25 protein-coding genes are annotated in these 24,439 nt (G+C 45.1%); 4 read left to right on the top strand and 21 right to left on the bottom strand.

What is annotated here, in order from left to right:
* From A8708_RS17265 to pdhA, 3 genes are read right to left on the bottom strand one after another with little or no spacing between them, the layout of a single operon-like run.
* Window positions 1–1,335 carry a dihydrolipoamide acetyltransferase family protein gene (locus A8708_RS17265; RefSeq protein WP_068665592.1) on the bottom strand — a complete coding sequence of 445 codons (1,335 nt, stop codon included), beginning with the start codon at window positions 1,333–1,335 and terminating at the stop codon, window positions 1–3.
* Between the two features lie 34 nt (window positions 1,336–1,369).
* Entirely contained in the window at window positions 1,370–2,350 is a 981-nt protein-coding gene (locus tag A8708_RS17260) for an alpha-ketoacid dehydrogenase subunit beta (protein WP_068665590.1), read from the bottom strand.
* A 53-nt stretch (window positions 2,351–2,403) separates the two neighbouring features.
* On the bottom strand, window positions 2,404–3,486 hold the full coding sequence (pdhA, locus tag A8708_RS17255; protein WP_068665588.1) for a pyruvate dehydrogenase (acetyl-transferring) E1 component subunit alpha: 1,083 nt from the start codon (window positions 3,484–3,486) through the stop codon (window positions 2,404–2,406).
* 217 nt (window positions 3,487–3,703) lie between these two features.
* Between pdhA and A8708_RS17250 the strand changes: the two genes are divergently transcribed.
* On the top strand, window positions 3,704–4,435 hold the full coding sequence (locus tag A8708_RS17250; protein WP_068665586.1) for an alpha/beta hydrolase: 732 nt from the start codon (window positions 3,704–3,706) through the stop codon (window positions 4,433–4,435).
* On the opposite strand, the gene A8708_RS17245 is transcribed toward A8708_RS17250, so the two are convergent.
* The 12 genes from A8708_RS17245 to A8708_RS35500 all read right to left on the bottom strand — a co-directional run bounded on the left by A8708_RS17245 (window position 4,427) and on the right by A8708_RS35500 (window position 17,611).
* Window positions 4,427–5,248, bottom strand: a complete 822-nt coding sequence (locus A8708_RS17245; protein ID WP_068665585.1) for a lipoate--protein ligase family protein — start codon at window positions 5,246–5,248, stop codon at window positions 4,427–4,429. The two genes, A8708_RS17250 and A8708_RS17245, sit on opposite strands and share 9 nt — an antisense overlap.
* Window positions 5,249–5,322: 74 nt before the next feature.
* Window positions 5,323–7,215, bottom strand: coding sequence for a peptidoglycan D,D-transpeptidase FtsI family protein (locus A8708_RS17240; protein WP_239696735.1), 1,893 nt, complete (start codon window positions 7,213–7,215; stop codon window positions 5,323–5,325).
* Between the two features lie 69 nt (window positions 7,216–7,284).
* Window positions 7,285–9,462: a methyl-accepting chemotaxis protein gene (locus A8708_RS17235; protein ID WP_082927593.1), complete on the bottom strand. Its 2,178-nt coding sequence runs from the start codon at window positions 9,460–9,462 to the stop codon at window positions 7,285–7,287.
* A gap of 179 nt (window positions 9,463–9,641) precedes the next feature.
* Window positions 9,642–10,925 carry a peptidase U32 family protein gene (locus A8708_RS17230; RefSeq protein ID WP_068665581.1) on the bottom strand — a complete coding sequence of 428 codons (1,284 nt, stop codon included), beginning with the start codon at window positions 10,923–10,925 and terminating at the stop codon, window positions 9,642–9,644.
* A gap of 25 nt (window positions 10,926–10,950) precedes the next feature.
* Window positions 10,951–11,877 (bottom strand): peptidase U32 family protein, encoded by a 927-nt coding sequence (locus A8708_RS17225; protein WP_239696734.1) that lies wholly within the window; start codon window positions 11,875–11,877, stop codon window positions 10,951–10,953.
* Between the two features lie 23 nt (window positions 11,878–11,900).
* Complete coding sequence (gene mltG, locus A8708_RS17220) at window positions 11,901–12,998, bottom strand: endolytic transglycosylase MltG (protein ID WP_068665676.1); 1,098 nt, start codon at window positions 12,996–12,998, stop codon at window positions 11,901–11,903.
* Between the two features lie 126 nt (window positions 12,999–13,124).
* Window positions 13,125–13,424, bottom strand: coding sequence for a DUF1292 domain-containing protein (locus A8708_RS17215; protein WP_068665578.1), 300 nt, complete (start codon window positions 13,422–13,424; stop codon window positions 13,125–13,127).
* Complete coding sequence (locus A8708_RS17210) at window positions 13,421–13,735, bottom strand: DUF1292 domain-containing protein (RefSeq protein ID WP_082927584.1); 315 nt, start codon at window positions 13,733–13,735, stop codon at window positions 13,421–13,423. The genes A8708_RS17215 and A8708_RS17210 overlap by 4 nt, the downstream gene beginning before the upstream one ends.
* A complete protein-coding gene (ruvX, locus tag A8708_RS17205; RefSeq protein WP_068665576.1) occupies window positions 13,736–14,152 on the bottom strand; it encodes a Holliday junction resolvase RuvX in 417 nt (138 codons plus the stop codon).
* Window positions 14,153–14,169: 17 nt separating this feature from the next.
* Window positions 14,170–14,430 (bottom strand): IreB family regulatory phosphoprotein, encoded by a 261-nt coding sequence (locus tag A8708_RS17200; RefSeq protein ID WP_028555746.1) that lies wholly within the window; start codon window positions 14,428–14,430, stop codon window positions 14,170–14,172.
* Window positions 14,431–14,724: 294 nt separating this feature from the next.
* On the bottom strand, window positions 14,725–17,352 hold the full coding sequence (alaS, locus tag A8708_RS17195; protein ID WP_068665574.1) for an alanine--tRNA ligase: 2,628 nt from the start codon (window positions 17,350–17,352) through the stop codon (window positions 14,725–14,727).
* 91 nt (window positions 17,353–17,443) lie between these two features.
* The gene (locus A8708_RS35500) at window positions 17,444–17,611 is read right to left on the bottom strand and encodes a hypothetical protein (RefSeq protein WP_157264838.1); all 168 of its coding nucleotides are present in this window, start codon (window positions 17,609–17,611) and stop codon (window positions 17,444–17,446) included.
* A 153-nt stretch (window positions 17,612–17,764) separates the two neighbouring features.
* On the opposite strand from A8708_RS35500, the gene A8708_RS17190 reads away from it, so the two are divergent.
* Complete coding sequence (locus tag A8708_RS17190) at window positions 17,765–17,986, top strand: DUF3951 domain-containing protein (protein ID WP_068665572.1); 222 nt, start codon at window positions 17,765–17,767, stop codon at window positions 17,984–17,986.
* Between the two features lie 389 nt (window positions 17,987–18,375).
* On the opposite strand, the gene A8708_RS17185 is transcribed toward A8708_RS17190, so the two are convergent.
* The 5 genes from A8708_RS17185 to cymR all read right to left on the bottom strand — a co-directional run bounded on the left by A8708_RS17185 (window position 18,376) and on the right by cymR (window position 21,937).
* Complete coding sequence (locus A8708_RS17185; protein WP_068665570.1) at window positions 18,376–19,446, bottom strand: AI-2E family transporter; 1,071 nt, start codon at window positions 19,444–19,446, stop codon at window positions 18,376–18,378.
* 153 nt (window positions 19,447–19,599) lie between these two features.
* Window positions 19,600–19,803, bottom strand: coding sequence for a hypothetical protein (locus A8708_RS17180; protein ID WP_028555750.1), 204 nt, complete (start codon window positions 19,801–19,803; stop codon window positions 19,600–19,602).
* Window positions 19,804–19,810: 7 nt separating this feature from the next.
* Window positions 19,811–20,332 carry a PRC-barrel domain-containing protein gene (locus A8708_RS17175; RefSeq protein WP_068665568.1) on the bottom strand — a complete coding sequence of 174 codons (522 nt, stop codon included), beginning with the start codon at window positions 20,330–20,332 and terminating at the stop codon, window positions 19,811–19,813.
* 28 nt (window positions 20,333–20,360) lie between these two features.
* Entirely contained in the window at window positions 20,361–21,509 is a 1,149-nt protein-coding gene (locus A8708_RS17170; protein ID WP_068665566.1) for a cysteine desulfurase family protein, read from the bottom strand.
* 8 nt (window positions 21,510–21,517) lie between these two features.
* Window positions 21,518–21,937, bottom strand: coding sequence for a cysteine metabolism transcriptional regulator CymR (gene cymR / locus A8708_RS17165; protein WP_057311968.1), 420 nt, complete (start codon window positions 21,935–21,937; stop codon window positions 21,518–21,520).
* Between the two features lie 415 nt (window positions 21,938–22,352).
* On the opposite strand from cymR, the gene mnmA reads away from it, so the two are divergent.
* Window positions 22,353–23,441 (top strand): tRNA 2-thiouridine(34) synthase MnmA, encoded by a 1,089-nt coding sequence (gene mnmA / locus A8708_RS17160; RefSeq protein ID WP_068665564.1) that lies wholly within the window; start codon window positions 22,353–22,355, stop codon window positions 23,439–23,441.
* A 117-nt stretch (window positions 23,442–23,558) separates the two neighbouring features.
* A complete protein-coding gene (locus A8708_RS17155; protein WP_082927583.1) occupies window positions 23,559–24,248 on the top strand; it encodes an AlkZ-related protein in 690 nt (229 codons plus the stop codon).
* Here A8708_RS17155 and A8708_RS36155 read toward each other — a convergent pair.
* A partial coding sequence (locus A8708_RS36155; RefSeq protein WP_204787574.1) for a hypothetical protein occupies window positions 24,225–24,439 on the bottom strand: 215 nt, incomplete at its 5' end. The genes A8708_RS17155 and A8708_RS36155 overlap by 24 nt on opposite strands.

Below are 24,439 nucleotides of genomic sequence, written 5' to 3'. Positions count from 1 at the left end.
TTACACCTCCAAGACGAGAAGCTCTGGATCAGCCAGAAGCTGTTTGATGTAGTTCAAGAAGCTTTGTGCTGTCGCTCCGTCAACGATACGGTGATCGAAACTCAAGGAAAGCGCCATAACATGTCCAACCGCGATTTCACCGTTTTTCACAACTGGTTTCTCTGTGATACGACCTGCACCTAGAATCGCAACTTCTGGGAAGTTGATGACCGGTGTGAAGAACATACCGCCAACAGAACCGATGTTCGTGATGGAAATCGTGCCGCCCTTCATTTCGTTCGGAGACAATTTGCCTTCACGACCGCGAACAGCCAAATCTTTGATGGAAGAAGCAATCGACCATACGTTTTTACGGTCAGCATCATGGATAACAGGAACGAGCAAGCCGTTGTCAGTATCTGTTGCGATCCCGATGTTGTAGTACTTTTTGTAGACGATTTCTTGCTTCTCTTCGTCGATCATTGCGTTCATGACCGGGAATTGACGGCAAGCTGCTACCAATGCTTTCACGATGAAAGGGAGGTACGTCAGTTTCACGCCTTTTTTCTCTGCTAGAGGCTTCGTGCGCTCACGAAGTGCAACTAGTGCTGACACGTCGATTTCATCCATCAATGTCACGTGCGGAGCCGTGTACACGGATTTAACCATCGCGTTCGCGATGATCTTACGGATGCCTTTGAACGGAATCCGTTCTTCGACGCGATCGCCAGCAGTAACTACCTGCGCTGCTGCTGCAGGTGCTGCTGCTGTTTCAGAAGCTGCTGAAGAAGCCGCTTCTGTTGCTGCTGGAGCTGCTGCAGAGCCCGCTCCTGTGAAGCCTTCCACGTCCTCGCGTGTTACGCGGCCGTGCTTCCCTGTAGGCGTCACCTCTGCGAGTGTGATGCCTTTCTCTCTTGCCAGCTTGCGCACGCTAGGCGTCGCAAGCACTTCGCGGGCCGCGCTGCCTGTAGGCGCGGCTGCTACTGGTGTAGCCGCAGCAGGCGCTGCTGCTGGTGCTGCTACTGCTGCTGGTGCAACCGCAGGTGGAGTTGCAACCGCCACGGCTGGTGCCGCGTGGCTGGAACCTTGATGCATCGAAGCCGCAGGCATCTCGCCAGTCACTTCAATCGTCATCACAAGCTCGCCGATTGTGCAGACTTGTCCATCTTTGACAGCAACGCTGACGATCTTGCCCTCAACCGGACAAGGAACTTCAACGACTGCTTTATCATTCTGTACTTCCATAAGAATCGTTTCGTCAGTTACGGTGTCACCCGCTTTAACTAACATTTTCACGATCTCGCCTTCATGTATGCCTTCACCAAGCTCTGGGAACTTGTATTCAAACAATGCCACGTGTATGACCTCCTGTTACCTTCGACTAGGTGAATTAAAATTCAAGAACTTTCTTAATCCCGGCAATAACGCTTGCTGGACTTGGCAACCAAGCATCTTCAATCTGTGCAAATGGATACACCGTATCTGGTGGTGAAATACGTAGAACAGGTGCTTCCAAATGTAGAATCGCTTTTTCATTAATTTGAGCAATAACCTCTGCGGCTACTCCGGAAGTTTTTTGCGCTTCTTGAACGATGATCGCACGGTTTGTTTTCTTAATCGAAGCTACAATTGTATCTATATCTAATGGAAGAAGTGTACGAAGGTCGATAACTTCGACTTTCACGCCTTTTGTTTTTTCGATTTCTTCAGCAGCTTTCATGGACGTGTGAACCATAGCGCCGTAAGTAATGATTGTAACGTCAGAACCTTCTTTGACAACATTCGCTTTACCAAGCTCGACTGTATATTCGCCTTCTGGTACTTCACCGCGGAAAGCACGGTATAAATTCAAATGCTCCATGAAGAAAACAGGGTCATTGTCACGAATAGCTGCGATTAGAAGACCTTTTGCATCGTAAGGATTGGAAGGAACAACAACTTTAATCCCTGGTGTTTGAACAAGAAGACCTTCAAGTGCATCCGTATGAAGCTCAGCTGCTTTCACCCCTCCGCCAAACGGCGTACGGAATACGATCGGGGAGTTATAACGGCCGCCAGAACGGTAACGCATACGAGCAGCTTGCACGCAAATTTGGTCAAGTGCTTCGTAGATGAATCCTACGAATTGGATTTCAGCGATTGGGCGGAAGCCTTGCACGCCTAAACCAACCGCAAGTCCACCGATTGCGGACTCAGCAAGCGGCGTATCGAATACACGCTCTTCGCCGAATTCTTTTTGTAAGCCTTCTGTTGCACGGAACACGCCACCAACATTACCAACGTCTTCACCGAACAAAATAACATTAGGATCTCTTTCTAATTCTACGCGCATCGCGTCTTTTATCGCTTGAATCATTGTCATTTGTGCCATGACTACTCTGTGCCTCCTAAAGTTAAAACTTGTTTCGTGCCTATGTGTTTACTCTATTTATACAATTCCTTTTGTTCTTCCAAATGGGAAGGTGTCACTTCGAACATGGAGTCGATCAAACCAGCGACTGTCATTTTCTCTGTTTCTTCCGCTTTTTTGATGTGCTCAGCAACAGTAGCTTTCGCTTCTTCTTTCACTTTCGCTTCTTCTTCTTCGCTCCAAAGACCTTTCTTCGTCAAGAACAAACGCATACGAGTAAGCGGATCTCTTGGTTCCCAATCGGACTCTTCGTCTTTGGTACGGTATTTCGTTGTATCATCAGCTAGGGAATGTGGACGGAAACGGTATGTCAATGCTTCGATCAACGTAGCGCCTTCGCCTCTGCGTCCTCTTTCAGCAGCTTCTGTAACAGCTTGAACAACAGCTAGAACATCCATTCCGTCTACTTGCACGCCTTTGATACCCGCAGCAACGGATTTATGTGCAACAGAAAGAGCTCCTGTTTGTTTCGAATAAGGTGTTGTAATGGCATAACCATTGTTTTGTACAAAATAAATGACAGGCAATTTAAATGCGCCTGCAAAGTTCATGCCTTCGTAGAAATCACCTTCAGAGCTTCCGCCGTCACCTGTATAAGTAATTGCTACACGCGGTTGGTTGCGCTTCTTGAAAGCCATCGCTACGCCTGTTGCATGAAGAATTTGAGCGCCGATAATGATTTGTGGCATAAGTACGTGAACATCTTGCGGAATTTGTCCGCCATGTTGATGACCGCGGGAATACAAGAATGCTTGATAAAGCGGAAGACCGTGCCATACCAATTGCGGCATATCGCGGTAACCTGGGCAGATGAAATCGTCTTTATTCAAGGCAAATTCACTACCAATCATGGATGCTTCTTGACCAGAAACCGGTGCATAGAAACCAAGACGGCCTTGACGACCTAGATTAACTGCTCTTTCATCCCATACGCGTGTAAATACCATTCTTCTCATTAATTCTTTCAATTGTTCATCGCTAAGCTTCGGCATTTTGTCGGGATTTACGACTGTGCCGTCTGGAGCAAGAACCTGCAATGGCTCAACCTTTTCTGTGGTCACTTCATAATTTGCTTGGCTGACAAGTGGCTTACTCATACCATTTCACCTCTTATATGATTTTGGTGCCTACTATCTGAACTTCTGTTATAGTATTATTATAATCCTGTTTTGGTGAATTGTACACCAGTAGTGGCGGGGTATCTCACCTTTTTTACTGTTAGTGAATAGTACAGTTTAACAAAATATATAATACAGTTTATAGGGAAACAACAACTGCTATAATACACCTACCCCAATAAGAAGGAGATCAACCATGTTAGACGACTCCCGTTTGTATAAGCGTACTATTGTCAAAGATGAAGTAACCTCGAGCCTACTCGGAGAAAATCGGCCCCTACGGATCTATCTCCCCCCTGGTTATAACGAACTGCTCTCCTATCCTGTTATTTACTGTCAAGATGGTGAACAGTTCTTTAATTTCGGCAGAATTGCTACAACCCTTACGCGATTAATCCTCGATGAGGATCTAGAACCTGCCATTGTTGTCGGAGTCGATGTGAATAACGCTATTCGGACATCCGAATATGCACCGGAGGGAGAGCGTCATGATACTTACTGTCAATTCTTCGCAGAGGAGCTTCTCCCATATGTAGAAAGTCGTTATCCCGTCCGTACGGAGAGATCTGAACGCATTCTTGCGGGAGATTCTCTTGGAGGAACAGTTTCCTTGCATCTCGCCTTAGATTATCCTAGCCTTTTTTGCCGAGTTATATCCTTGTCAGGCGCATTTTTCGACATAACACGCGAAAGAATCAAACAAGAGGACGACTTATCTTGGCTAGAGATTTATATGTTGATCGGTACAGATGAAACCGACGTTACAACAGAGCGCGGCACCTTCGATTTCGTCCGTGAAAACAGACTGACGCACACGTTTTTGCAAGACAAAAATGCCACGCTTCACTATATAGAGAAACCTGGCAAGCATATATGGGGCTTCTGGCAAGTCGAGATGCCAGCGGCGTTGCACTATTTTTTAGGTTGAAATGCCGTAGCGACCTTTCATTAAAGCAATCATGTCATGCACCTGGGATTCAGTGGGATAGCCGGCGATATCTCCGGCCTGGGTAAACTGGATCCCTGCGGTGTCCATCACCCGCCGGAGCTGCTCTACGAACATCTCCGCTGTTAACGGCAGCTGCAAGCACTCCGCTAAACTCGACATGCTTTCCTGCACAACCGTCGGATAATCATGCTTGGCAGCCGAGATTGCAGCCCTCTCATAAAATCCGCGAGCCAATGCAGCCTTTTCCTCGCCGCGCCCTTCGATGATTAGGAAAGCTTGTACAGAGATGGCAAGCTGCTGTCTGCGCTGTGCTATTCCACAGAATTTACGCCCACCAATGCTCAGATCGAATTCTCCCGGGCAAAAGGAACCAATAATTTCTCCTTGGTCAATTTGATCCGTAATGGAAGCCATTACGTCTCGAATCAAGCCGACCATCCCCTCAAAATCTTTGCGGTGCTCCATATCTCCTGCACCCTTCGGGAGCAGCAAAGATATATTAACGACTCCCCTATCCAAAGGTACTGCCGCTCCACCCGAATTGCGTACAGCAGTATCATAACCTTGACTTCGGAGCCATTCATCTGCTTGCGCAGCGCCTAGCAATCTGCTGTCTCTTAACCCCATAACGAACGCGCGTGGATGCCGCCAAATATGTAGAATGGGGGATGTTCCCTGCCCAATTGCACGGCATAAGAGTTCTTCTAAAGCAAAAGCATATAAAATCGATTGGGATTCTGTATTTTTTGAACGATCAAGCACTCGTAAGGTTGAAGGCAATTGGGTAAGCATAAGGTTAGATCTCCTGAATTTAGTATGTGTCATTGGCATGGGTAGCCAAATAGACTTAACCTCCATCATACCTGTTATTTGCTGTTTGACAACCCTTGACTCGCCAAAATGTCCATGATCCCCTTAAATAAAGGAATTGCCTTATTACTTTCAGTTGGGTCTGTGTTTTTGATGACGACAGATACGGCATATTGTGGCGTCTCCACAGGACCATAGCCAATAAACCATTGATTCACTTTTTCTTGCTTGCCATTTTGAATTTGTGCTGTTCCGGACTTCCCTGCCAGTTTCCACTTCGCCCCCTGTAGGCCTTGCCCTGTTCCTTCTGTAACAACTTCCCTCATCCAACTGAGCAAAGTGCGACTCGTTGTCGCTGATATGCTGCCAGCATCAGAATTTAATCTTTTAACAGGAAATGCCTCCATCTGACGCCCTGTTTGATACTGTATTTCCTGCACAACCCGAGGGGTAAAACCCTTCCCCTCATTCAACAGAGTTACAACCATATTCGACGCCTGTAGTGGCGTCATTCTAACATCCCTTTGACCGATCGCTGTTTGCATCAGAACCCCCTCATCCGTCTCTGGGGTATGCGCAGCAAATAATTGCCCTTTCTCCTCCGAGTCGAATTGTTCAAAAACATCTCTCATATCCGTTTTCCCTGTCCATCCTACCTCATTAAGCACGCCTAGCTTATTGGCATATGTCTCTAGTTGAGCGGCCGTTAGACGCTGCATCACGTTCGCAAACACGATATTACATGACTGGGCGTATCCTTCTTCTAGGGTTAAAGGTCCATGCCCATCCCTCCTCCAGCAAGTAAAGCCATACTTCCCAAGCGCACCTTCACAATTAAACGTTTCCGTAGGATTCACAAGTTTCTCATCCAACGCCGCCGCGGCTACAATGGTTTTGAAGATCGACCCTGGCGCCGTTGCCTTGATTGCGTAATTGCTCCAATTATTACTAGCTAAGTCCACTTGTAATGGACTATAATTCGGCCTGCTCGCCATGGCGAGCACATCGCCATCTGATGCTTCCTGTACAACGGCCGCTCCCTCACGAATATGCAGCTTGTCCATGAGCGCTTCTATTTGCTGCTGCACGTCGCTGTCTAACGTTGTTATTAGCTTCACAGGGTAGTACGAGTTATCCGGAGCGATCATCCGTGCATCCAACCCTGCAAGAGGCCTTTTTCCCGCATCTGTGAAATAAGAAATTGAGGTTTCACCCACACCGCGCAGCCACGAATCGAAAGACTTCTCAAGGCCTGCTCCACCAATCTTTGAAGTTAGGGCAACACGCCCTTTTTCCAAATCAGAACCGTAAATCTGCATCACCCGATCTGGATTTTGACCGATAAAACCAACTAACTGACGCGCAGTCATACCCGTAGGATAGCGGTCTTCCATTTCCACCACCTTAATGCTAGCGAGTCCTAACCCATCTATTTCCTTCACTTGTTGGGAGCTTAAGGAGACCGCCTTCCCCCCATCTTGCGTTCCCCATACTTGTGGCTCTTTCAAGTTACGTGCAAATGCGATCCAACTTTCCCTATTCGTTTTCAAGACGCGAGCTAACTGGCTCACTTCTCCCCCATTCATTGCAAATTCACTGTTGATTGGGAAGGCGACTAACGCGTTCACAATTTTGCCAGTCAAAGGCTGTAGATTGCGATCTAGTATCTCGCCTCTTCCACTCTCTAAGACAAGCGCGCGTTGCCTCTGGATCACCGAATTTTTCACCAAATTGATCCCTCGCGATGAATAACTTTCCGTTGCCGCTATTTGGATCCAGAACAACTTGCCGAATAGACATGCAAATATAAGCAGAATCAAAAAGAGCATCAAAAACATGCGTCTCTTCTCCATCGATGATAATTGATTCTCACTCATTGTACGATCCCCTTTGGTATGGTTCAGAATAACCTCATTACTTCCAGTATCGGCATTCTGACTTCTAGTCAAACCGGATCTTTTTCGTAAAAACGAGAAAAATCCACCCTCCTATTGGAGAGTGGACTCGTCTACTTGCACTTATACTTCGAATTTGGATAACGTATCGGTCAATGATTGCGATAGTTGATCCAGCTTGTCTGACAATTTCACCAAACCATCACTAATGCTCAGCTGTTCGGAACTTAGGGAAGCAACTTCCTCGGAAGTGGCCAACGACTCCTCAGCAACTGCACTGACATTCGTCATCGCATCAGACAGTACCACTTGGGATTGTTCTAGCGTAGATATAGAATCACTAACCGTGCTCAACTGAACAATAAAGCCGCCCATGTGATTCGTTACTTGTTTGAAAATCGTATCTGCTTCTTTAACAGCCATAATCTGCTCTTGGAAAATTGGGGTTGCTGTTGAAAGAACTTTAACAGTTTCATCGATTTCGCCTTGAATCGTTTCGGTAATTTGTCCAACAACATCGATCGATTGTTTGGACTGATCCGCAAGTTTACGAATTTCATCCGCAACGACCATGAAACCTTTGCCCGCTGTGCCTGCACGTGCCGCTTCAATCGTGGCATTCAAAGATAAGATGTTCGTTTGCTTCGAAATGTTATTCAAGAGATCCAAAATTTTACGGATCGAACGTGTACTTTCTTTCAGTTTATCCACTTTATCAACCATGGAACGAATCATTTCTTCCGTTAGGTTCGTTTTGGCAATCAACTCTGACATATACTTCGTTCCAAGTTCACTGGACGTTTGTACATCCGCTGCCGCAGTTCCCATTTCAAGATTGGCTTCAATTACTTGCTTCATTTGAATACCAATATGGTGTGTTAGCTCGTTGCCTTTCTCAGACTCCGTTGCTAAACCGCCTGCGCCATTAGAAATTTCATCCGTCGCCACAGCAATTTCTCTTGCCGCTGTTGCCGTTACTTTGGAGGAATTCGTCAATTCTTGCGCTGTTTCAAATACGGCTTGTGCAGACGTACTTGTTTGTTGTACCAATGTCGTGATCTGCTGCATCATGACGTCAAAGCTTGCACCTAGTTGGCCAATCTCATCCTTGGACTTGTAATTGGCACGAACGGTAAGTTTACCTTTGGCACCTTGCTGCATCAGGTTACGAAGATTAATGAGTGGGCTGCCAATCATTCTCGCTACGATGATACCGATAATAACCGCTGCAATCGCTGCAAATAAGGCAATCAGAAGCGTGTAGTTGTAAATCTTCTTCGCATCTTTCACTAACGCACTTACTGGTATATCACCGACCAAGTTCCAGCCTGATACGGCTGACTTGTAGAAGGCAACCAAGTGATCATCTTTCGTGATGAAGGAACCATGTTCCTCTTCAATCTGCTCTTTCGTGAGCTGAACAGATGATTCTTTGCCTATAGTCGTCATGTCTTTGGCAGCGATGTTCTTGTTCGCTGCATTCGTAATAATGACATTACTGTCATCCCCTAATGACATTCCGCTAAGCTCTTTCGTTAAAATTTCTGTGCCTAGTTCTAGAACTAGTACAGCTGTTGACGAATTCGTTAACGTATTACGCATCAGACGGCTGATCGCAAACGTGTTGTTGGAACTACTGGAATATCCTTTGGTTTGGCTATCCAACCATGTGACTTTGCCTGCATTTTCTACCGTTGCTTTAAACCAATCTGTTGAAGCTGAATTCTCAGCCACCGGAGCGCCGCCTGCACCCGTGATCACAATCAACTTACCATCTGGACGGTATAGATGTAATGTCTTAATTGATTTATTTGAGAAGGTAACGACGTTTAATTTCTCTGTTAATTGACGTGTAACATCTAGTGATTCATAAGAAGATGCCTCTAACTTAGGAATCTTATCAAGTAAATCTTGCAATTCTTTATTAAGCATAATTTGTAAGGATACATCATCGAAAGTCTGATACAGGAAATCTAACTTCTGACCTGCTTGTGTAACGGTTTGTAAACTGGATTCGGACACCTTATTCTTAATAACACTTTTGGAGACGGAATACGAAATCATCCCTACTACAAGAACGAAAAACAAAATACTAATAAAAAACATTAAAAATAACTTCATACCTACTGATTTCACAGGGTTTTCGAGCTTAATGTTGCCTGGACCTTTGAAAGCGTATGTACCATTCGGTGAAGAAGATCCACCACCTGCAGTGTCAACGTTTCGACCCCTTCGAACTTGACCTGTTGCTTGAACTACTTTGTTTACAATAGCGCGGATACCTTGGAGTTTTTTTGTCATTTCGTTCACCACCATTAGTTTCTAATTAACCTTCTTTGAATGCCTGCTCAATGAAAAGGTTTACATGCGTCGTTATACCTAAATTTCGACATTCATTTCCAATATCCTTTATAAAACGATACAAATAATTAAAAAAGCTTTCTCCACTATAACTTAGACTGGAGAAAGCTTCCATGGTACTATTTTCCTGTTTTTTTACGCATCATATCCCATTTTTTTACAGGTAATACAGTTTTTATCTGTACCAACTGCAGCGGATGTCGAGCAGCATTTAATTCTTGACCCACTTCATCTTGGATCATTCCAACTGTTTGTTTAAAATGTGTCCCTTCAGGGCCGAAGAATTCAATCTCTTGATGGGACTTGAAATGATTTCTTTGCTGAATTAGTGCAACACCAGTATCTGCGTTATAGTCCATAACTAAACCAACGAAATCAAAGCCAACAACCTTATCTTCCGGTTCAAAAATGTGGTCTTCATGACCTGGAGCTTCATAGAAGAATCCATCGTTTAGAGGTCGATTCGCCGCTTTATGAATCTCATCCTGCCAAACCGGATTGAGCTTGAAATGCTCAGGATCCTCGAAGTAAGCATCGATTGCCTGGCGATAGGCGTTCACGACTGTTGCCACATAATGGATGCTCTTCATTCTCCCTTCAATCTTGAAGCTATCCACACCCGATTCAATCATATCCGCGATATGATCAATCATGCTTAAATCCTTGGAGCCCATGGTGAAAGCATCATCATCCTCAGCAAACATAGGGAAATCCGTTGCGAGCGGATCATCCAGCGGTTGATCCTTGGTAAATAAATCATATTTCCATCGGCATGATTGCGAGCAGCCGCCGCGGTTCGAATCGCGATCCGTAAAATGATTCGATAACACACAACGCCCCGAATACGAACTGCACATGGCGCCATGAATAAAAGCTTCAATTTCGACATCTACATGCGCTTTGATTTCATCGATTTCCTGCATACTGACCTCACGCGCCAATACGACCCGCTCTATGCCTTGATCTTTCCAGAATTGTACCGTTTGCCAGTTCATGACGGACTGCTGCGTACTAACGTGAACTTCGAGTTCAGGTGCAACGCGGCGACACGTCTCCATAATGATCGGATCTGCGGCGATAATAGCCGAAATACCGACCTCCTGCAGTCCTCGCAAGTACTCATCTAAACCTTCAATGTCCTCATTATGTGCGTAGATATTCGTGGCCACGAATACTTTGGCCCCGTATTGCTTCGCAAATTCGACGCCTTCACGCATTTCCTCTTTGGAAAAATTATCCGCATTCGAACGCAAACCATATTTCTGTCCACCGATATATACAGCATCTGCGCCATAATGAATCGCAAATTTAAGCTTTTCCAAATTACCTGCTGGAGCTAGAAGCTCCGGCTTATCAAGTCTTACACGCTTGCCCCTGGCTCGTGCTTCTATGGCTGTCGTCATCTAGGAGAGCACCTTCTTTCTTCAATCAATATACCTGTTCTTTATAGAAAAATCCGAAACTGAGCTCACGCTCTGGATCCTGTAGCTCCACAATCGCATCCAGCCAGTCTTGCTGAAATTCGTAGCCTTCAGGGTTTGCACAATAAGCATCAATTGCAGCGCGATAGCTTCTCACGACTGTTTCATTGTATTGCGATGACTTGAGCAAACCTTCAATTTTCAAACTATCCACTTGTCCGTCGATAAGCTCTGGCAAATTTTCCAACATACAAAAGTCCTCGGAACTCATTATATGTGTGCCATTGCGATCCTCATAAACAGGATACCGTTGGTCACGTCGTTCATGTTCGATAAGAAATAGTCCTCGTCCTTTGGAACGATCCTCTTCGATCTTCGTCCCTTGATGTGCCATATAGTTCTTGACCAGCTCACGCTTGGAGTGATAAATATTCGTAATCCCATGCACTTGAACTTCAACAGCAATCTCTGACTTTGCTTTAAAATCCAGCACCTGCTCCATGTTCAACTCTCTCGCCAGAACAACGCGAACTGCGCCTTGCCTGCCCCAATAATTCGCTGTAGCATAATTCGTCGAGGTCATTTCCGCATTCCAATGAAGAGGCAGTGGCTCCGGTAATTGACGAACCGTCATGACGACTGCTGGATCTCCGAAAATGATGGCGTCAACTCCATATGTCTGAATAGCAGCTAAGTACTCTTTTAAACCACCGAGTGTTTGATTATCTAAGATATTATTAACCGCGACATACACTTTCGCATTCCGTTCGTGAGCCCATGCGACAGCTTCCTCGATCTCATTCAGCTGTACTTCGCCTGGCAAACGAAGACCATAGCGATCTTCTCCTATAATTACGGCATCTGCACCTGCGAGTATCATTTGTTTCAAATCAGCGATTGAACCACAGCTGATGACTAATTCTGGTTTATTCACGTGCTTACCTACCTTCTGTCAACTTAATTCGTGGCTTTTTTACTATTAGCTATATTCTTCTTGTGCTCTTCAAAGGTTTCCGCAAATAAATGACCCATGGTTCCATCCTTCTTCGTCACATAGAACAGATATTTCGTTTCTTCTGGATAAATCGCCGCCTTGATAGAAGCTAGGCTAGGGCTTGCGATCGGACCTGGTGGCAATCCTGTATTCAAGTACGTATTATATGGACTTTGAATTTGAAGGTCCTTTTCCAACAAACGATCCTTCGACTTATCGAATAAATACTGAACAGTGGCATCGATCTGAAGTGGCATATTCATTTTCAGACGATTCACGATGACCCCAGAAACCGTAGCACGCTCTGTATCAACAACAACCTCACGCTCGATTAACGAAGCAATGGTCAGCATTTGATGAATGGAGAGATTACGAGCCTTCAACTTGTCCTTCCAATCCGGCGGAAGCGTCGCAAGCATCTTCTCTAGTTGTTCTAAGGAACGTTCGACGAATTCCTTTTCAGTAGAGCCTTTCTTAAATTCGTACGTTTCGGGGAAAATATACCCCTCTAGTCGATGTCTGATATTTTTCGTATCTGGAATGGATGCTGTTGACTCATTAGGAAAGCCCGCAGGATCATCGACTATCCCCAGAAACGTTTCTTTCTTCCAAGTACTCTGTTCACTGACCTTAGTCGCAATTTGATCGATGGTATAACCTTCAGGAATCGTGATGCGAATCATTTCTTCTTTCACGACATCTCCTTTGTTGAGTTTATCAATCATCGCTTCAAATGTCATGCCTGGCTTCATCGTATATTCACCAGCTTGAAATTTGGAACCTTGCTTTTTAAACTTTAAATAGTACGTGAAAATGGAAGAATTCTTAATAAGTCCCTTCGTTTCTAGTTCATCTGCGATCTTGATCGAACTGGCGCCTTGTGGGATAGATACACGGACCTCTTGGTCAGAAGCGTCAACAGGCTGCAGCGCACTCGCAATAAACAATCCAATGCCGGCGGCTGTGCCGAGAAGAAGCAACAGGGCAATACCAAAGCTAAGCAATACCCACTTCAGCACTTTGCGCTTAGGCTTCTGTAATTCTTCTAGCTCATCATCCATATTCACAACGGTTCGATTCCTCCTAAGAATGTCCCTCATCTAGTCTTTGGCTGTAGCTTCCCTAACTAGCATTAACCATATGCACAACAAAACCGAGCGGATATCATCCGCTCGGTTATCTACTTCTTAAAAGTCATTCTGCTCAGGGAAAACCATTTCGTCGTACAGCTCCGAAACCGTCTCCCACTCATCGTCATCGTCTATGGTAACTAATTCATATTCACCATCTGCACCGGAAACGACACGAAAAAGGGCAACTTCATCTTCCTTCTTCAACGCTTCCGATTGCATAACAGCATACGTTTGGTTCTCATAGACGAATTCTTTCAGAAGTTGATATACCGTTGACTCACTTTGGTCGTCAGACAACAGGATATCATCCCCGTAAGTTTTGCGCAATACATCAGAAGGTGTTGTCGAACTCATGCTTCTTCTTCCTCATCGAACTCCGCCATTAGGGTGTTGAACGTTTCTTCCACAATGTTCCATTCTTCTTCGTCGTCAATGGTGAATAATTTCAGATCCTCGCCATCATCGTCTTCTTCGTAACGGAATGCATACACTTCGTCGGATTCTTCATCTCCGCCGTCTGTAGGCACAACCATCATATATTTCTTATCTGAACCGTCCACTTCGAATTTCATGATAACCTCGAACTCTTCTTCGTTGCCTTCATCGTCCGGGATGTAAATGATTTCTGGTTCTTCTTCACGCAATTCTTCTTTGGACACGTTCATTCACCTCTTCATATTGGCATCCATGTACCCTTGTAGAATAAGCTGTGCAGCCATCTTATCAATGACTAGCTTCCGTTTCTTACGGCTTACATCCGCTTCAAGAAGCGTCCGTGTCGCAGCTACGGTTGTTAATCGCTCATCCCATAGGTGTACTGGTACACTGATCTTTTGTTTTAATTCTTCTGAAAAAGCAATCGCAATCTCGCCGCGAGGCCCAATCGTATTATTCATATTCTTGGGTAACCCGACGACCACTTGCGATACGCCATATTCATTAACAATCTGGATAAGCCGTTCAATGTCTTCTCCCGGCTTATTGCGGCGAATCACTTCAAGCCCTTGGGCTGTCCATCCAAGCTCATCGCTTAATGCGACACCGATGGTTTTATCCCCATAATCCAAGCCCATCCATCTCATGTTGTTTCTCTTTTCTACTATTTGTGTTGACCCAGATAAGCACGAACTAATTCTTCAATCAGTTCATCCCGTTCCCGTTTACGAATGAGGCTTCTCGCATTATTGTGACGCGGAATGTAGGCAGGATCCCCCGAAAGCAAGTAACCAACAATCTGGTTAATCGGATTATACCCTTTTTCCTGAAGAGCATCATACACCGCCAGCAATACATCCTTCGGCGAAGTTTCGATCTCTTCCGCCTTCACATTGAACTTCATCGTTTTGTCCATGGAACTCATCAGGAGCACCCCACTTCCTTGTGACCTTTGTAAAATAATTGAAAAAACTTGCGTTATACATGTGATATATTCTCTATGGTTTTAAAAATTCCTGTCCATTCGAAAAAAAATTATAGTTCGGGTTCAAAAATTCCGGTTTTCAGCACCGAGAAGATTGATAGAAGCTAGGAAATGAGGAGCGGAGCGTAGTGATAGCTACGTGAGCACCGGAATTTTCGGCTGTAATCAATCTTCGATGTCGAATATGCTTCCTGAACTACTTCGTGATCAAAAGCGGACTTTTTGAACAACCTTTTATGCAAATTGTGAAAGTAGTCCCTCTACGCTAGCTAATGCCGCTTGCAATTTGGATGCATCCTTACCGCCTGCTTGTGCCATGTCTGGACGCCCGCCACCGCTGCCTCCAACTGCCACCGCGACTTCTTTAATAATTTTACCCGCGTGAAAGCCTTTGGAAACGAGATCAGGCGTTACCGCCGCAACCAGGTTGACTTTATCTTCAGCAGCAGCTCCTAGGACGATAACAGCCGAACCTAGCTTGCCCTTCATCTCATCAACGATGTTACGAAGCGAATCCATATCAGCCGCATTAACTTGCGCGGCTAGAACAGAAACGCCTGCTACTTGTTTCACTTGATCCGTAAGCGAACCTGCCTCAATACGACCTAGCTTACCACGCAGTGACTCATTCTCGCGCCCTAGCTCTTTCAATTGCTGCAAAGTTGCGTCTACACGTTTAGGCACATCGGTGATGTTCGATTTCAGCAAGCCAGCTGCTTCCTTCAACAATTGCAGCTGCCCATCTAAATATTCATAAGCACTACGACCCGATACAGCTTCAATCCGGCGTACGCCTGAGCCAATTCCTGATTCACTTACAATTTTAAACAAGCCAATCTGTCCTGTATTTTGAACGTGACAACCTCCACAAAGCTCTAATGAATAGTCACCAACTTGTACAACGCGAACGATATCGCCATACTTCTCACCGAACAGCGCCATAGCTCCCATGGCTTTCGCCTCTGCAATCGCTTTGAGGGAAATGTCCACGTTCGTACTATTCCAAATTTGTTGATTCACGCGTTGTTCCACGTCTTGCAGCTCTTCACTAGTAATCGAACCAAAATGTGAGAAGTCAAAACGCAAGCGATCTGGCTCTACCAAGGAACCTGCTTGATTGACGTGCGTGCCTAATACTTCCTTTAACGCTTTATGCAGCAAATGTGTTGCAGTATGGTTCTTGATAATATCTGTCCGAGGTGCAGAAGCCACTATCGCTTGTACAGTGTCACCTTTGCGAAGTACGCCAGACTCAACAATAACCTTGTGTACATGTTGGCCATGCGGCGCTTTCATGACGTCAATAACCTGCAAGATCACTTGATCATTACGAATCGTACCGCGATCACTAACTTGACCTCCGCTCTCTGCATAGAAAGGCGTACGATCTAGAACGACCTGACAAGTCTCACCAACACCAACTAGCTCCACGAGTTCATTCTCATGCACAATTGCTTCGATATTGCCACTTACTACCAACTCATTATATCCAACAAATTCGCTTTTAATCGTTAGTTCGGACAGTGGCCCACCTTGAACCTTCATTCCGCCTTCTTTGTTGCTCGCTGCACGGGCGCGATCGCGCTGTTCCTTCATAGAAGCATCAAAGCCTGCACGATCGACCGTCAGCCCCTTCTCCGATGCAAAATCCTCTGTCAAGTCAAACGGGAAGCCATACGTATCATAAAGTTTAAATGCATCTGGCCCGCTGATTTGGTTCGTGCCAGCTTGCTGCGTTTTCTGAACCATCTCGGCAAGAATAATTAACCCGTCGCTCAACGTCTCGTGGAAACGCTCCTCTTCGGTGCGGATCACTTTCTCGATGAACTCACGCTTATCTACAACCTCTGGATAATAAACACCCATAATATCGCCAACTGTAGGCACTAACTTGAATAAGAATGGTTTATCCAAGCCAAGCACTTTCCCATAGCGTACTGCCCGACGCAGCAAACGACGAATGATATAGCCGCGACCTTCATTAGAAGGAAGAACACCATCCCCAACGGAGAAAGCAACGGTACGGATATGGTCAGCGATAACTTTAAGCGCTACATCATGCTCTTCATTCACGTGGTAAGCAACACCTGTGAACTCACACGTTTTCTCAATGATTGGCAAGAACAGGTCGGTATCAAAGTTAGAATCAACATCTTGAAGAATGGAAGCGAAACGCTCCAAGCCTGCGCCTGTATCAATGTTCTTGTTAGGAAGCGGTGTATAGCTGCCATCGGAATTATGATTGAACTGTGTGAATACCAGGTTCCATACTTCTAGGAAGCGCTCATTTTCCCCACCTGGCCAGCACTCCGGATCCGACAAGTCACCATATTTATCACCGCGATCGTAGAAAATCTCCGTACAAGGGCCACATGGACCTTCACCAATATCCCAGAAATTATCTTCTTTGAGCTTATAAATACGTTCCTCAGGAATGCCTATTTGCTTGTTCCAGATGTCAAAAGCTTCCTCATCATCTTCGTGAACTGTTACTGAGATCCGATTCGGATCAAAACCGATCCATTGCGGATCTGTTAGAAACTCCCACGCCCAAGGAATAACTTCTTTCTTGAAATAATCTCCGATTGAGAAATTCCCTAACATTTCGAAAAAAGTATGGTGACGACGCGTTTTACCTACATTCTCAATATCATTGGTACGGATACATTTCTGAGCATTCGTAATCCGTGGATTCTCTGGGATTTCACGCCCATCCAGATATGGCTTTAACGGTGCAATCCCTGCATTAATCCATAATAGGGATGGATCATTGTGTGGAACTAACGAGGAGCTCGGCTCAACCTTATGCCCTTTACTTGCGAAAAATTGCAGCCATTTGGAACGAATTTCACTTGCTTTCATGTCTGTGAGCCTCCACATCTAGGATAAGTTTACAAAAAACAAAAAACGCCCCTGCAGCAAACAGGGACGAATCATCGCGGTACCACCCTGGTTATTGGTTTCTTGCTCCCTGTGCCTGCGGCATAGAGCGAATCCAATCTCCTTGTGCGGATTTGTAACGGGTCCAACCGGTGGAGTTCATCCACACTCCGAAACGAGCTTTGGGCCATCCTAGCACCGAAAGGTTCTTCCAGCCGATCTTCGCAGCTAACGCTGCCAAGCGGAACCTCTTCTCTGACGATGAGCTATGGCTTACTAAGTTTCATCAACGCTTTATTTCACATATAGATAAGGCAAATTATAACTTTATGGGGGTTGCCTGTCAATATGAGGGCATGATACGGTACAATAGAGTTATATGGAGGTGCTTCTCATGGACATTTCGTCCCTTACTTTGCTCGGACTCATTTTCCCCATCTTCGTCTTAATCATTTACATTATGGCGAAAACAATCATACGAAAGCAAATTCCTGATAGCCGTTACAATCCATTTGATTACATTACAGGGCAATCACATGTGGAATTTCAAGAACAGAAGGAACAAAAAGAGGAAGACGATAGCCAAGGAGAAGATAAAGACAAACATCTCAAGTAGTCAATTATTTCTCATTAAAATTAGTAGCAAAATCCCCATTGACAATGATTCTCAATAGAAGTATACTAGGTTTATTGATAATGATTTTCATTACCACTTAAGAAAGAATAAGTTTCAGGAACTGAAACCAGCTTTCTTAATGGCGATAAAATTTACCGTAAAACGCGGTCGTTCATCAATGAGTTACTTCGATAGAAATTTTTTCATCGAACAGAAAACTTACAGCTTGTTTATTACTCACTTATTCCGTAGTCCATTTCATGGTTTACGTATGGGCCACAACCTTTTCTAACTCCTCAACCCTCGTGCAAAACCCTTTGGACCATGATCCCGCAAGTCATGGCTCAAGGGGTTTTGTGCGTCTTCTGCTACCATCCTATTACATAAACTTAGGTTGTTGACTTATGAACGAAGTGAATAAAGACATGCTGGATGATAACTTTCAACACAGCGAAGAAGGGTACCGCCAAAATCAATCCAACCACCCCCGCTACTTCTCCACCCACAAGCAAGGCGAATATGATAAACAGCGGATGCATATGCAAAGTTTTGCCTACAACTTGAGGTGAGATCACATTCCCTTCGAGAATTTGCACCGTCAAATTGACAAGTGCAACGAATAACACCATTTTCAACGAGACGGTCGATGCCATGATAATAGCCGGAGCCGCGCCAAAAAAAGGCCCCATGTACGGGATAATATTGAAGATCGCAACAACACTAGCAAGCAATAGCGGGTACGGCATTCCGATCAGCCAATAGCCCACATAAGCGAGCACACCAATAATCAAGCACACAAGGAGTTGCCCTCGTATATAGTTACCAAGCGCTGAATCAATGTCCATGAGCAGAGAAACGGTTTTTTTACGATGCTTTAGGGGTACAACAGCCAGTGCAGTCTTCTCGATAATCTGGAAATCCTTCAAGATATAGAAGGCCAGAAACGGCACGATGAAAGCTATAAAGAGCATATTGATGGTTGATCCAATTTGGTTCATGTAATTCGCGACCGCCATGGAAATCTTCGTCTCCAGCTTCCCAATTGAATGATTGAATCCATTTCGAACACTATCCGGCAGCAATTGATTCTGATTAAAGCCATCTACAAGCGACTGTGCCTTCATCGCCATTTGCGGCATGTGTTCATTTAATTCCGCAGCCTGCTCCACAAACATCGGCGTCATATTCATAATAACGACTGTCGCAGATGTGATAAACACGCTATAGATCAGCAGTACGGCAATCGTTCTCGGCACTTTGCGTTTATTCAAGATCGTGACGACAGGGTTTAAAATATACGAGATGATGATCGCTATGAAGAAGGGCATCACGATGGCTTTGATGAATGTGAACAAGTGAAACAAGATCGGTTTAATCAGCACAAGCAAATATAGCCCGACTAAGATTAGCAAGGCATATATTATCCCAACAAACCATTTATTACTCCAAAATCGTTCCATACTGCCTCCACCTCTGTCATTTGAATTCGACGTGACGTTCATACAGTATGTGTACTAGCCCACCAAATTAATCCTGACTTGGCACCGAACAACAAAAAAAGCGCTATTGTTCAAGCGATTCCTCGCCTAATCAATAACGCTTCATAGTTAACTTTAGTTCACGTGCTCGTGGATATGAGAAACTTCTTCCTCAAAAAATAAATCATCCAGAGAACTTAATGTACCATCTTCCTCAACTTGATACACGGACATCTTATCTCCGTTTACACTTAATTCGATGAAACAACCCCAACAGTAAAATTGATGGGAACCGATCTTTCCAATATCTTTGGAGTTACAGTTTGGACAACGCATCATGCTCACCCTATTCTTCTTTGGATACGAAGAGTTCTTCTACTTCCTGAGCGCAATGTCCAGGCACGATGATCGCATCTTCCCCCATGGTTGCCGATTCTGGCATGGGAAGCCACTTTCGCCCTTCTTTTAAATCAGAAATAAACCCTTCGGACAATTCATAACCTACTATTTGTTTACCCCAATTCTGGTTTAAATAAACATCTTCTACCACGCCTAATTCGTGCCCTCCCACAGTGAGGACCGGGAGTCCCTTAATCTTGTCGCTTCCCTCGAGGAAAGCATGGCACTCATTCTTCTGCCCAAATTCGCAAATGACACTGTCGTTCGGTATGGTTATAGCATCCTCTCCGGCAGACACGATCCCCTCCCATGAAATGTAACGTAAGGATGAAAACCATGTCTTCGCTTCGAGTATAATGCCGCTTATGTTCCACGTTGGGTCAATCAATAAATCTTTCACTTCACCAACTTGCTTACCCGACTCAACGGTTACAACGGGAAGTCCTATTAATTCGTGCGCTCTGCGCAAACGTGACGCCTCCTAGAACCACCCAGTACTACTTATTACGCAACCGATGGATAATGGTTGCAACTTTATGGGCGGCCGTTTCGATTTGTTCTTTAGAATTCCCCATTCCAAAGCTAAATCGTACAGCGGAGTGAGTCACATTTTCTGGAAGTTTCATGGCTTGCAAGACATGTGAGACTTCAAGTGAGCCAGACGTGCATGCGGAGCCGCTTGCAGCAGCTACCCCTGCTAAATCAAGGTTCATTAAAAGTGTTTCTGTTGAAACACCTGGAAATGAAATATTTAAAATGTGCGGAACATGCCATGCTCTATGCCCGTTAATTGTAAAACCTTCACAGCCCAATTGCTGTTCTAAGACGGAAATCATCAGTTCGCGAAGCTCACTTGCCTGTGTGTAGTTGTGTTCTTGGAGCGGAAGAATGGTTTCAACTGCTTTAGCAAAGCCGGCAATCGCGGGAATATTCTCAGTCCCAGCCCTGCGCTTGCGTTCTTGTGAACCACCGAATACGTGAGGAAGCAGCTTCGTATGCTTTGAAACGTAGAGGGCACCTGCGCCTTTGGGGCCATAAATTTTGTGGGCAGACAGGCTCACGAGATCGACGGGCAGTTCTGCAAGATTCAGGGCAATCTTCCCTAAAGCTTGCACCGCATCAACATGAAAGGTAATGCCATATCTGTGTGCTAGACGGCCTACTTGCTCAATAGGTTGAATAGTTCCCACTTCATTATTCACATACATGATAGAGATGAGAGCTGTATCTGGACGAATAGCTGCTTCCACATCTTCTATTTGAATTAGTCCGTCTGAACCTACCGGCACGTATGTAACTTCATATCCTAGGCTTTCCAACCGTTCACAGGGATGGAGCACAGCATGATGTTCAATCGCACTCGTTACGATATGCTTTCTGCCTGCTTGATCCCCCTGCATAATCCCAAATATTGCCATATTATTACTTTCTGTCCCGCCGCTTGTAAAGATAAGCTCACTAGGCATACAACCCAAGGAGTTCGCCATCCCATCACGGAAGCGATTCAGCGCAGTTCTTGCCGCACGGCCGAAGCTATGTGTGCTCGAAGGATTACCATAATTTGCTGTATAGAACGGCAACATTGCCTCCCATACGTCGGCATGTACGGGCGTTGTTGCAGCATGATCAAGATAAATAGGTTCCATGTGTCACCTTAAATGTAAAACATGTAATTATCGTTTTTACCTTTATCCTCAAAAGAAATCAGGTTCGCCAACGTAGTGGAGTCTAGCACTTCTGCAATGCTATCACGAATCCGAATCCACAAGTCCCGTTTGGCGGGATCATCTTCTTCCGTAAAATCTACAGGGGATATTGGCCCTTCTAGTACACGAATAACTTCACCTGCAGTTACCTGCTCGGCAGATTTAGAAAGAATATAACCACCGTATGCTCCGCGTATACTTTTGACTAAACCCGCATTCCGCAAAGGAGCTACAAGTTGCTCAAGATAATGTTCAGAGAGCTGATGTCTCTCAGCAATGCTTTTTAGTGAAGTCGGCCCTTCACCCACTCGGTTGGCTAATTCCATCATGATCGTTAGTCCATAACGACCTTTTGTGGAGATCTTCAAAATTAACACCTCATTCAACATGATATGCCATCAAGGAGTCTGTATATATCGCTAAAACTTGAGATGCTTACCAAATCTGCTCCCACGCTTCAACACCAGGGTCGTCCCTATCTAGGTAAACAGCGTTTCCATTTTTCGCAAAAACATTCCAAAACATCCGTATATCGTATCTATGTTATCACAAAACCCTTGGAAAGTGGGGGAAAAACAATGACATTCTCATGAAATATTTTAAATTTAAGCCATTGGCATGTATAATGGTAGTGTTGAAAATGAACAGCTCTACCAAAGTCATTTGAAATAACCGACTACGCCGTCCTCCAAGGACGTATCACAGTGATTATCAAAAATAGAACCCAAGTATATGTGAAACATATGCCTGCTACTATTTCAAGATGGAAAAGAGGTTTACGTGATGGAAACAAAAAAACGTGTCATCTTAGGGATGTCCGGAGGTGTCGATTCTTCGGTTGCCGCGCTTCTGCTCAAAGAGCAAGGTTATGAAGTTATCGGCATTTTCATGAAAAACTGGGACGATACTGACGAATTTGGTCATTGTACGGCAGAAGAAGATGCAGAGGATGTCAGACGGGTCTGTGACCAGCTCGACATTCCTTTCTATACAGTCAATTTTGAGAAACAGTATTACGACAAAGTTTTTGCTTACTTTTTGGACGAGTACACCAAGGGTCGCACACCAAATCCAGACGTTATGTGTAACCGTGAAATTAAATTCGGTGAATTGCTGCAAAAAGTCCTTGATCTAGGCGGCGATTACATCGCCACTGGACATTACGCGCAAGTGAAGGAACAAGACGGCGAATTCGTTTTGTTGCGTGGAAATGATTCGAACAAGGATCAGACGTATTTCCTTAACGTCCTTAATCAAAGTCAACTTGCCAAAGCCATGTTCCCGATCGGTCACTTGCCCAAATCCAAAGTACGCGAAATTGCTGAAGGGGCTGGACTTGCAACGGCGAAGAAGAAAGATAGCACGGGGATCTGTTTCATTGGTGAGCGCGACTTCAAAACGTTCCTCAGCCAATACCTCCCTGCTCGCCCAGGCAATATGGTTGATGTTCGTAATGGTGAGATCAAAGGACGCCATGATGGGTTAATGTATTACACATTAGGCCAAAGACAAGGCCTTGGGATTGGCGGATCCGGCTCTGGTGAGCCATGGTTCGTTGTGGACAAAAATTTGGAAACCAATGAACTACTCGTTGTGCAAGGTGAAGGGCATCCTGGACTTTACTCCAAAGGCTTAACAGCTACTGACGTAAACTGGATTTCTGCTACGAAGCCTGTTGGTGCCTTCACGTGTACAGCCAAATTCCGTTATCGCCAAGCGGATCAAGGTGTAGTACTAACGATGCAACCCGATGGTAGCTGCGAAGTTGTTTTCGATAAGCCGCAAAAAGCAGTCACGCCAGGCCAATCTGTCGTCTTTTATGATGGGGAAATTTGTTTAGGTGGCGGTGTGATCGATAAGGTTCATAAGTGAGCGTGGTGCTAGTCACGTAGAGATTAACGATTAGAGCCACGAGTGACGCAAAGCGCAGAGCAGGACTAACATAAGGCAAGACATTCGTCAAAAAGATTAGTGTGGAGGAGAATGTATATGGCTATGAATGAGGTAACGATAAAAGCTGATACGTATGAAGATGTGAAAAGACTCGTTAAGGAGATTGGCCTTCTGCCCCTCTCTTCTTTCATCCCTGAGCATCCTTCTCTTGAATCCTTAACGGTCCATGAGCAATGGCATACAGGACTCGAAACAGATCCTTGGCTATGGCGCGATCGCCTGCCAGGTGACGGTCTTGCTGCTTATGGGCGGTTTTTCGCCAAGAAGCCCTTATTAATTTCTTCCGATCTATTTCCGTTAATCAAAAACTTACTGGAAGATCCCTACACGGTGGACGAGCGTTATTCGGATGGTGAGTTGTCCAAAGCGGCTGTCGATGTCTATCACGCTATCGCTGGGAATGAAGGTATCGATGTTAAGGCACTGCGCGCTGCAACCGATTTGAAATCGAAAGAATCGAAAGCCGAGTTCGACCGTGCTCTGATCGATTTGCAGAGTAAGACCGATATCGTGATTGCAGGGATAAGTGAGCGTCTGAACGCCAATGGTACGAAAAACGGCTGGAACAGCACCTGTTATATGACAGCTTCTCATTGGATGGAGCTGCATGGCATAGCAAAGAACATCCTTCCAACACCTGAAGCGAAAGCCCAGCTGCGAACATTGCTCCAAGAGCAGTACAGCGAGGCTGCTGGCAAGTATTTAGGAAAGATTTTTAAGCTGTAATGAGGAGAAGCACTTCGGTGCTTCTTTTTTGTTAGGTTTAGGCAGGGGGGTGGAGCTGCTGGGGTGACTGGTGGAGGAGTGGGTTAGATTTGGCTCATTGAGTTGGCTGGTGGAGGAGTGAGTTAGGTTTGGCTTATTGAGCTGGCTGGTGGTGGAGTGAGGTAGGTTTAGCTTATTGAGCTGGCTGGTGG

The organism is Paenibacillus oryzisoli (genome assembly GCF_001653565.1).
GTDB classification, from domain to species: Bacteria; Bacillota; Bacilli; order Paenibacillales; family NBRC-103111; genus Paenibacillus_E; species Paenibacillus_E oryzisoli.
Note: the sequence above shows the minus strand (reverse complement) of the source record. Positions and strands in the feature narration are given on the sequence as shown.

Excerpts from the sequence above, each read along its gene's own strand:
- A8708_RS17260 (WP_068665590.1), bottom strand. The coding sequence starts at position 2,350 with ATGGCACAAATGACAATGATTCAAGCGATAAAAGACGCGATGCGCGTA.
- pdhA (WP_068665588.1), bottom strand. The coding sequence starts at position 3,486 with ATGAGTAAGCCACTTGTCAGCCAAGCAAATTATGAAGTGACCACAGAA.
- A8708_RS17250 (WP_068665586.1), top strand. The coding sequence starts at position 3,704 with ATGTTAGACGACTCCCGTTTGTATAAGCGTACTATTGTCAAAGATGAA.
- A8708_RS17245 (WP_068665585.1), bottom strand. The coding sequence starts at position 5,248 with ATGCTTACCCAATTGCCTTCAACCTTACGAGTGCTTGATCGTTCAAAA.
- A8708_RS17235 (WP_082927593.1), bottom strand. The coding sequence starts at position 9,462 with ATGACAAAAAAACTCCAAGGTATCCGCGCTATTGTAAACAAAGTAGTT.
- A8708_RS17230 (WP_068665581.1), bottom strand. The coding sequence starts at position 10,925 with ATGACGACAGCCATAGAAGCACGAGCCAGGGGCAAGCGTGTAAGACTT.
- mltG (WP_068665676.1), bottom strand. The coding sequence starts at position 12,998 with ATGGATGATGAGCTAGAAGAATTACAGAAGCCTAAGCGCAAAGTGCTG.
- A8708_RS17215 (WP_068665578.1), bottom strand. The coding sequence starts at position 13,424 with ATGAGTTCGACAACACCTTCTGATGTATTGCGCAAAACTTACGGGGAT.
- A8708_RS17210 (WP_082927584.1), bottom strand. The coding sequence starts at position 13,735 with ATGAACGTGTCCAAAGAAGAATTGCGTGAAGAAGAACCAGAAATCATT.
- ruvX (WP_068665576.1), bottom strand. The coding sequence starts at position 14,152 with ATGAGATGGATGGGCTTGGATTATGGGGATAAAACCATCGGTGTCGCA.
- A8708_RS17200 (WP_028555746.1), bottom strand. The coding sequence starts at position 14,430 with ATGAGTTCCATGGACAAAACGATGAAGTTCAATGTGAAGGCGGAAGAG.
- alaS (WP_068665574.1), bottom strand. The coding sequence starts at position 17,352 with ATGAAAGCAAGTGAAATTCGTTCCAAATGGCTGCAATTTTTCGCAAGT.
- A8708_RS17190 (WP_068665572.1), top strand. The coding sequence starts at position 17,765 with ATGGACATTTCGTCCCTTACTTTGCTCGGACTCATTTTCCCCATCTTC.
- A8708_RS17185 (WP_068665570.1), bottom strand. The coding sequence starts at position 19,446 with ATGGAACGATTTTGGAGTAATAAATGGTTTGTTGGGATAATATATGCC.
- A8708_RS17180 (WP_028555750.1), bottom strand. The coding sequence starts at position 19,803 with ATGATGCGTTGTCCAAACTGTAACTCCAAAGATATTGGAAAGATCGGT.
- A8708_RS17170 (WP_068665566.1), bottom strand. The coding sequence starts at position 21,509 with ATGGAACCTATTTATCTTGATCATGCTGCAACAACGCCCGTACATGCC.
- mnmA (WP_068665564.1), top strand. The coding sequence starts at position 22,353 with ATGGAAACAAAAAAACGTGTCATCTTAGGGATGTCCGGAGGTGTCGAT.
- A8708_RS17155 (WP_082927583.1), top strand. The coding sequence starts at position 23,559 with ATGGCTATGAATGAGGTAACGATAAAAGCTGATACGTATGAAGATGTG.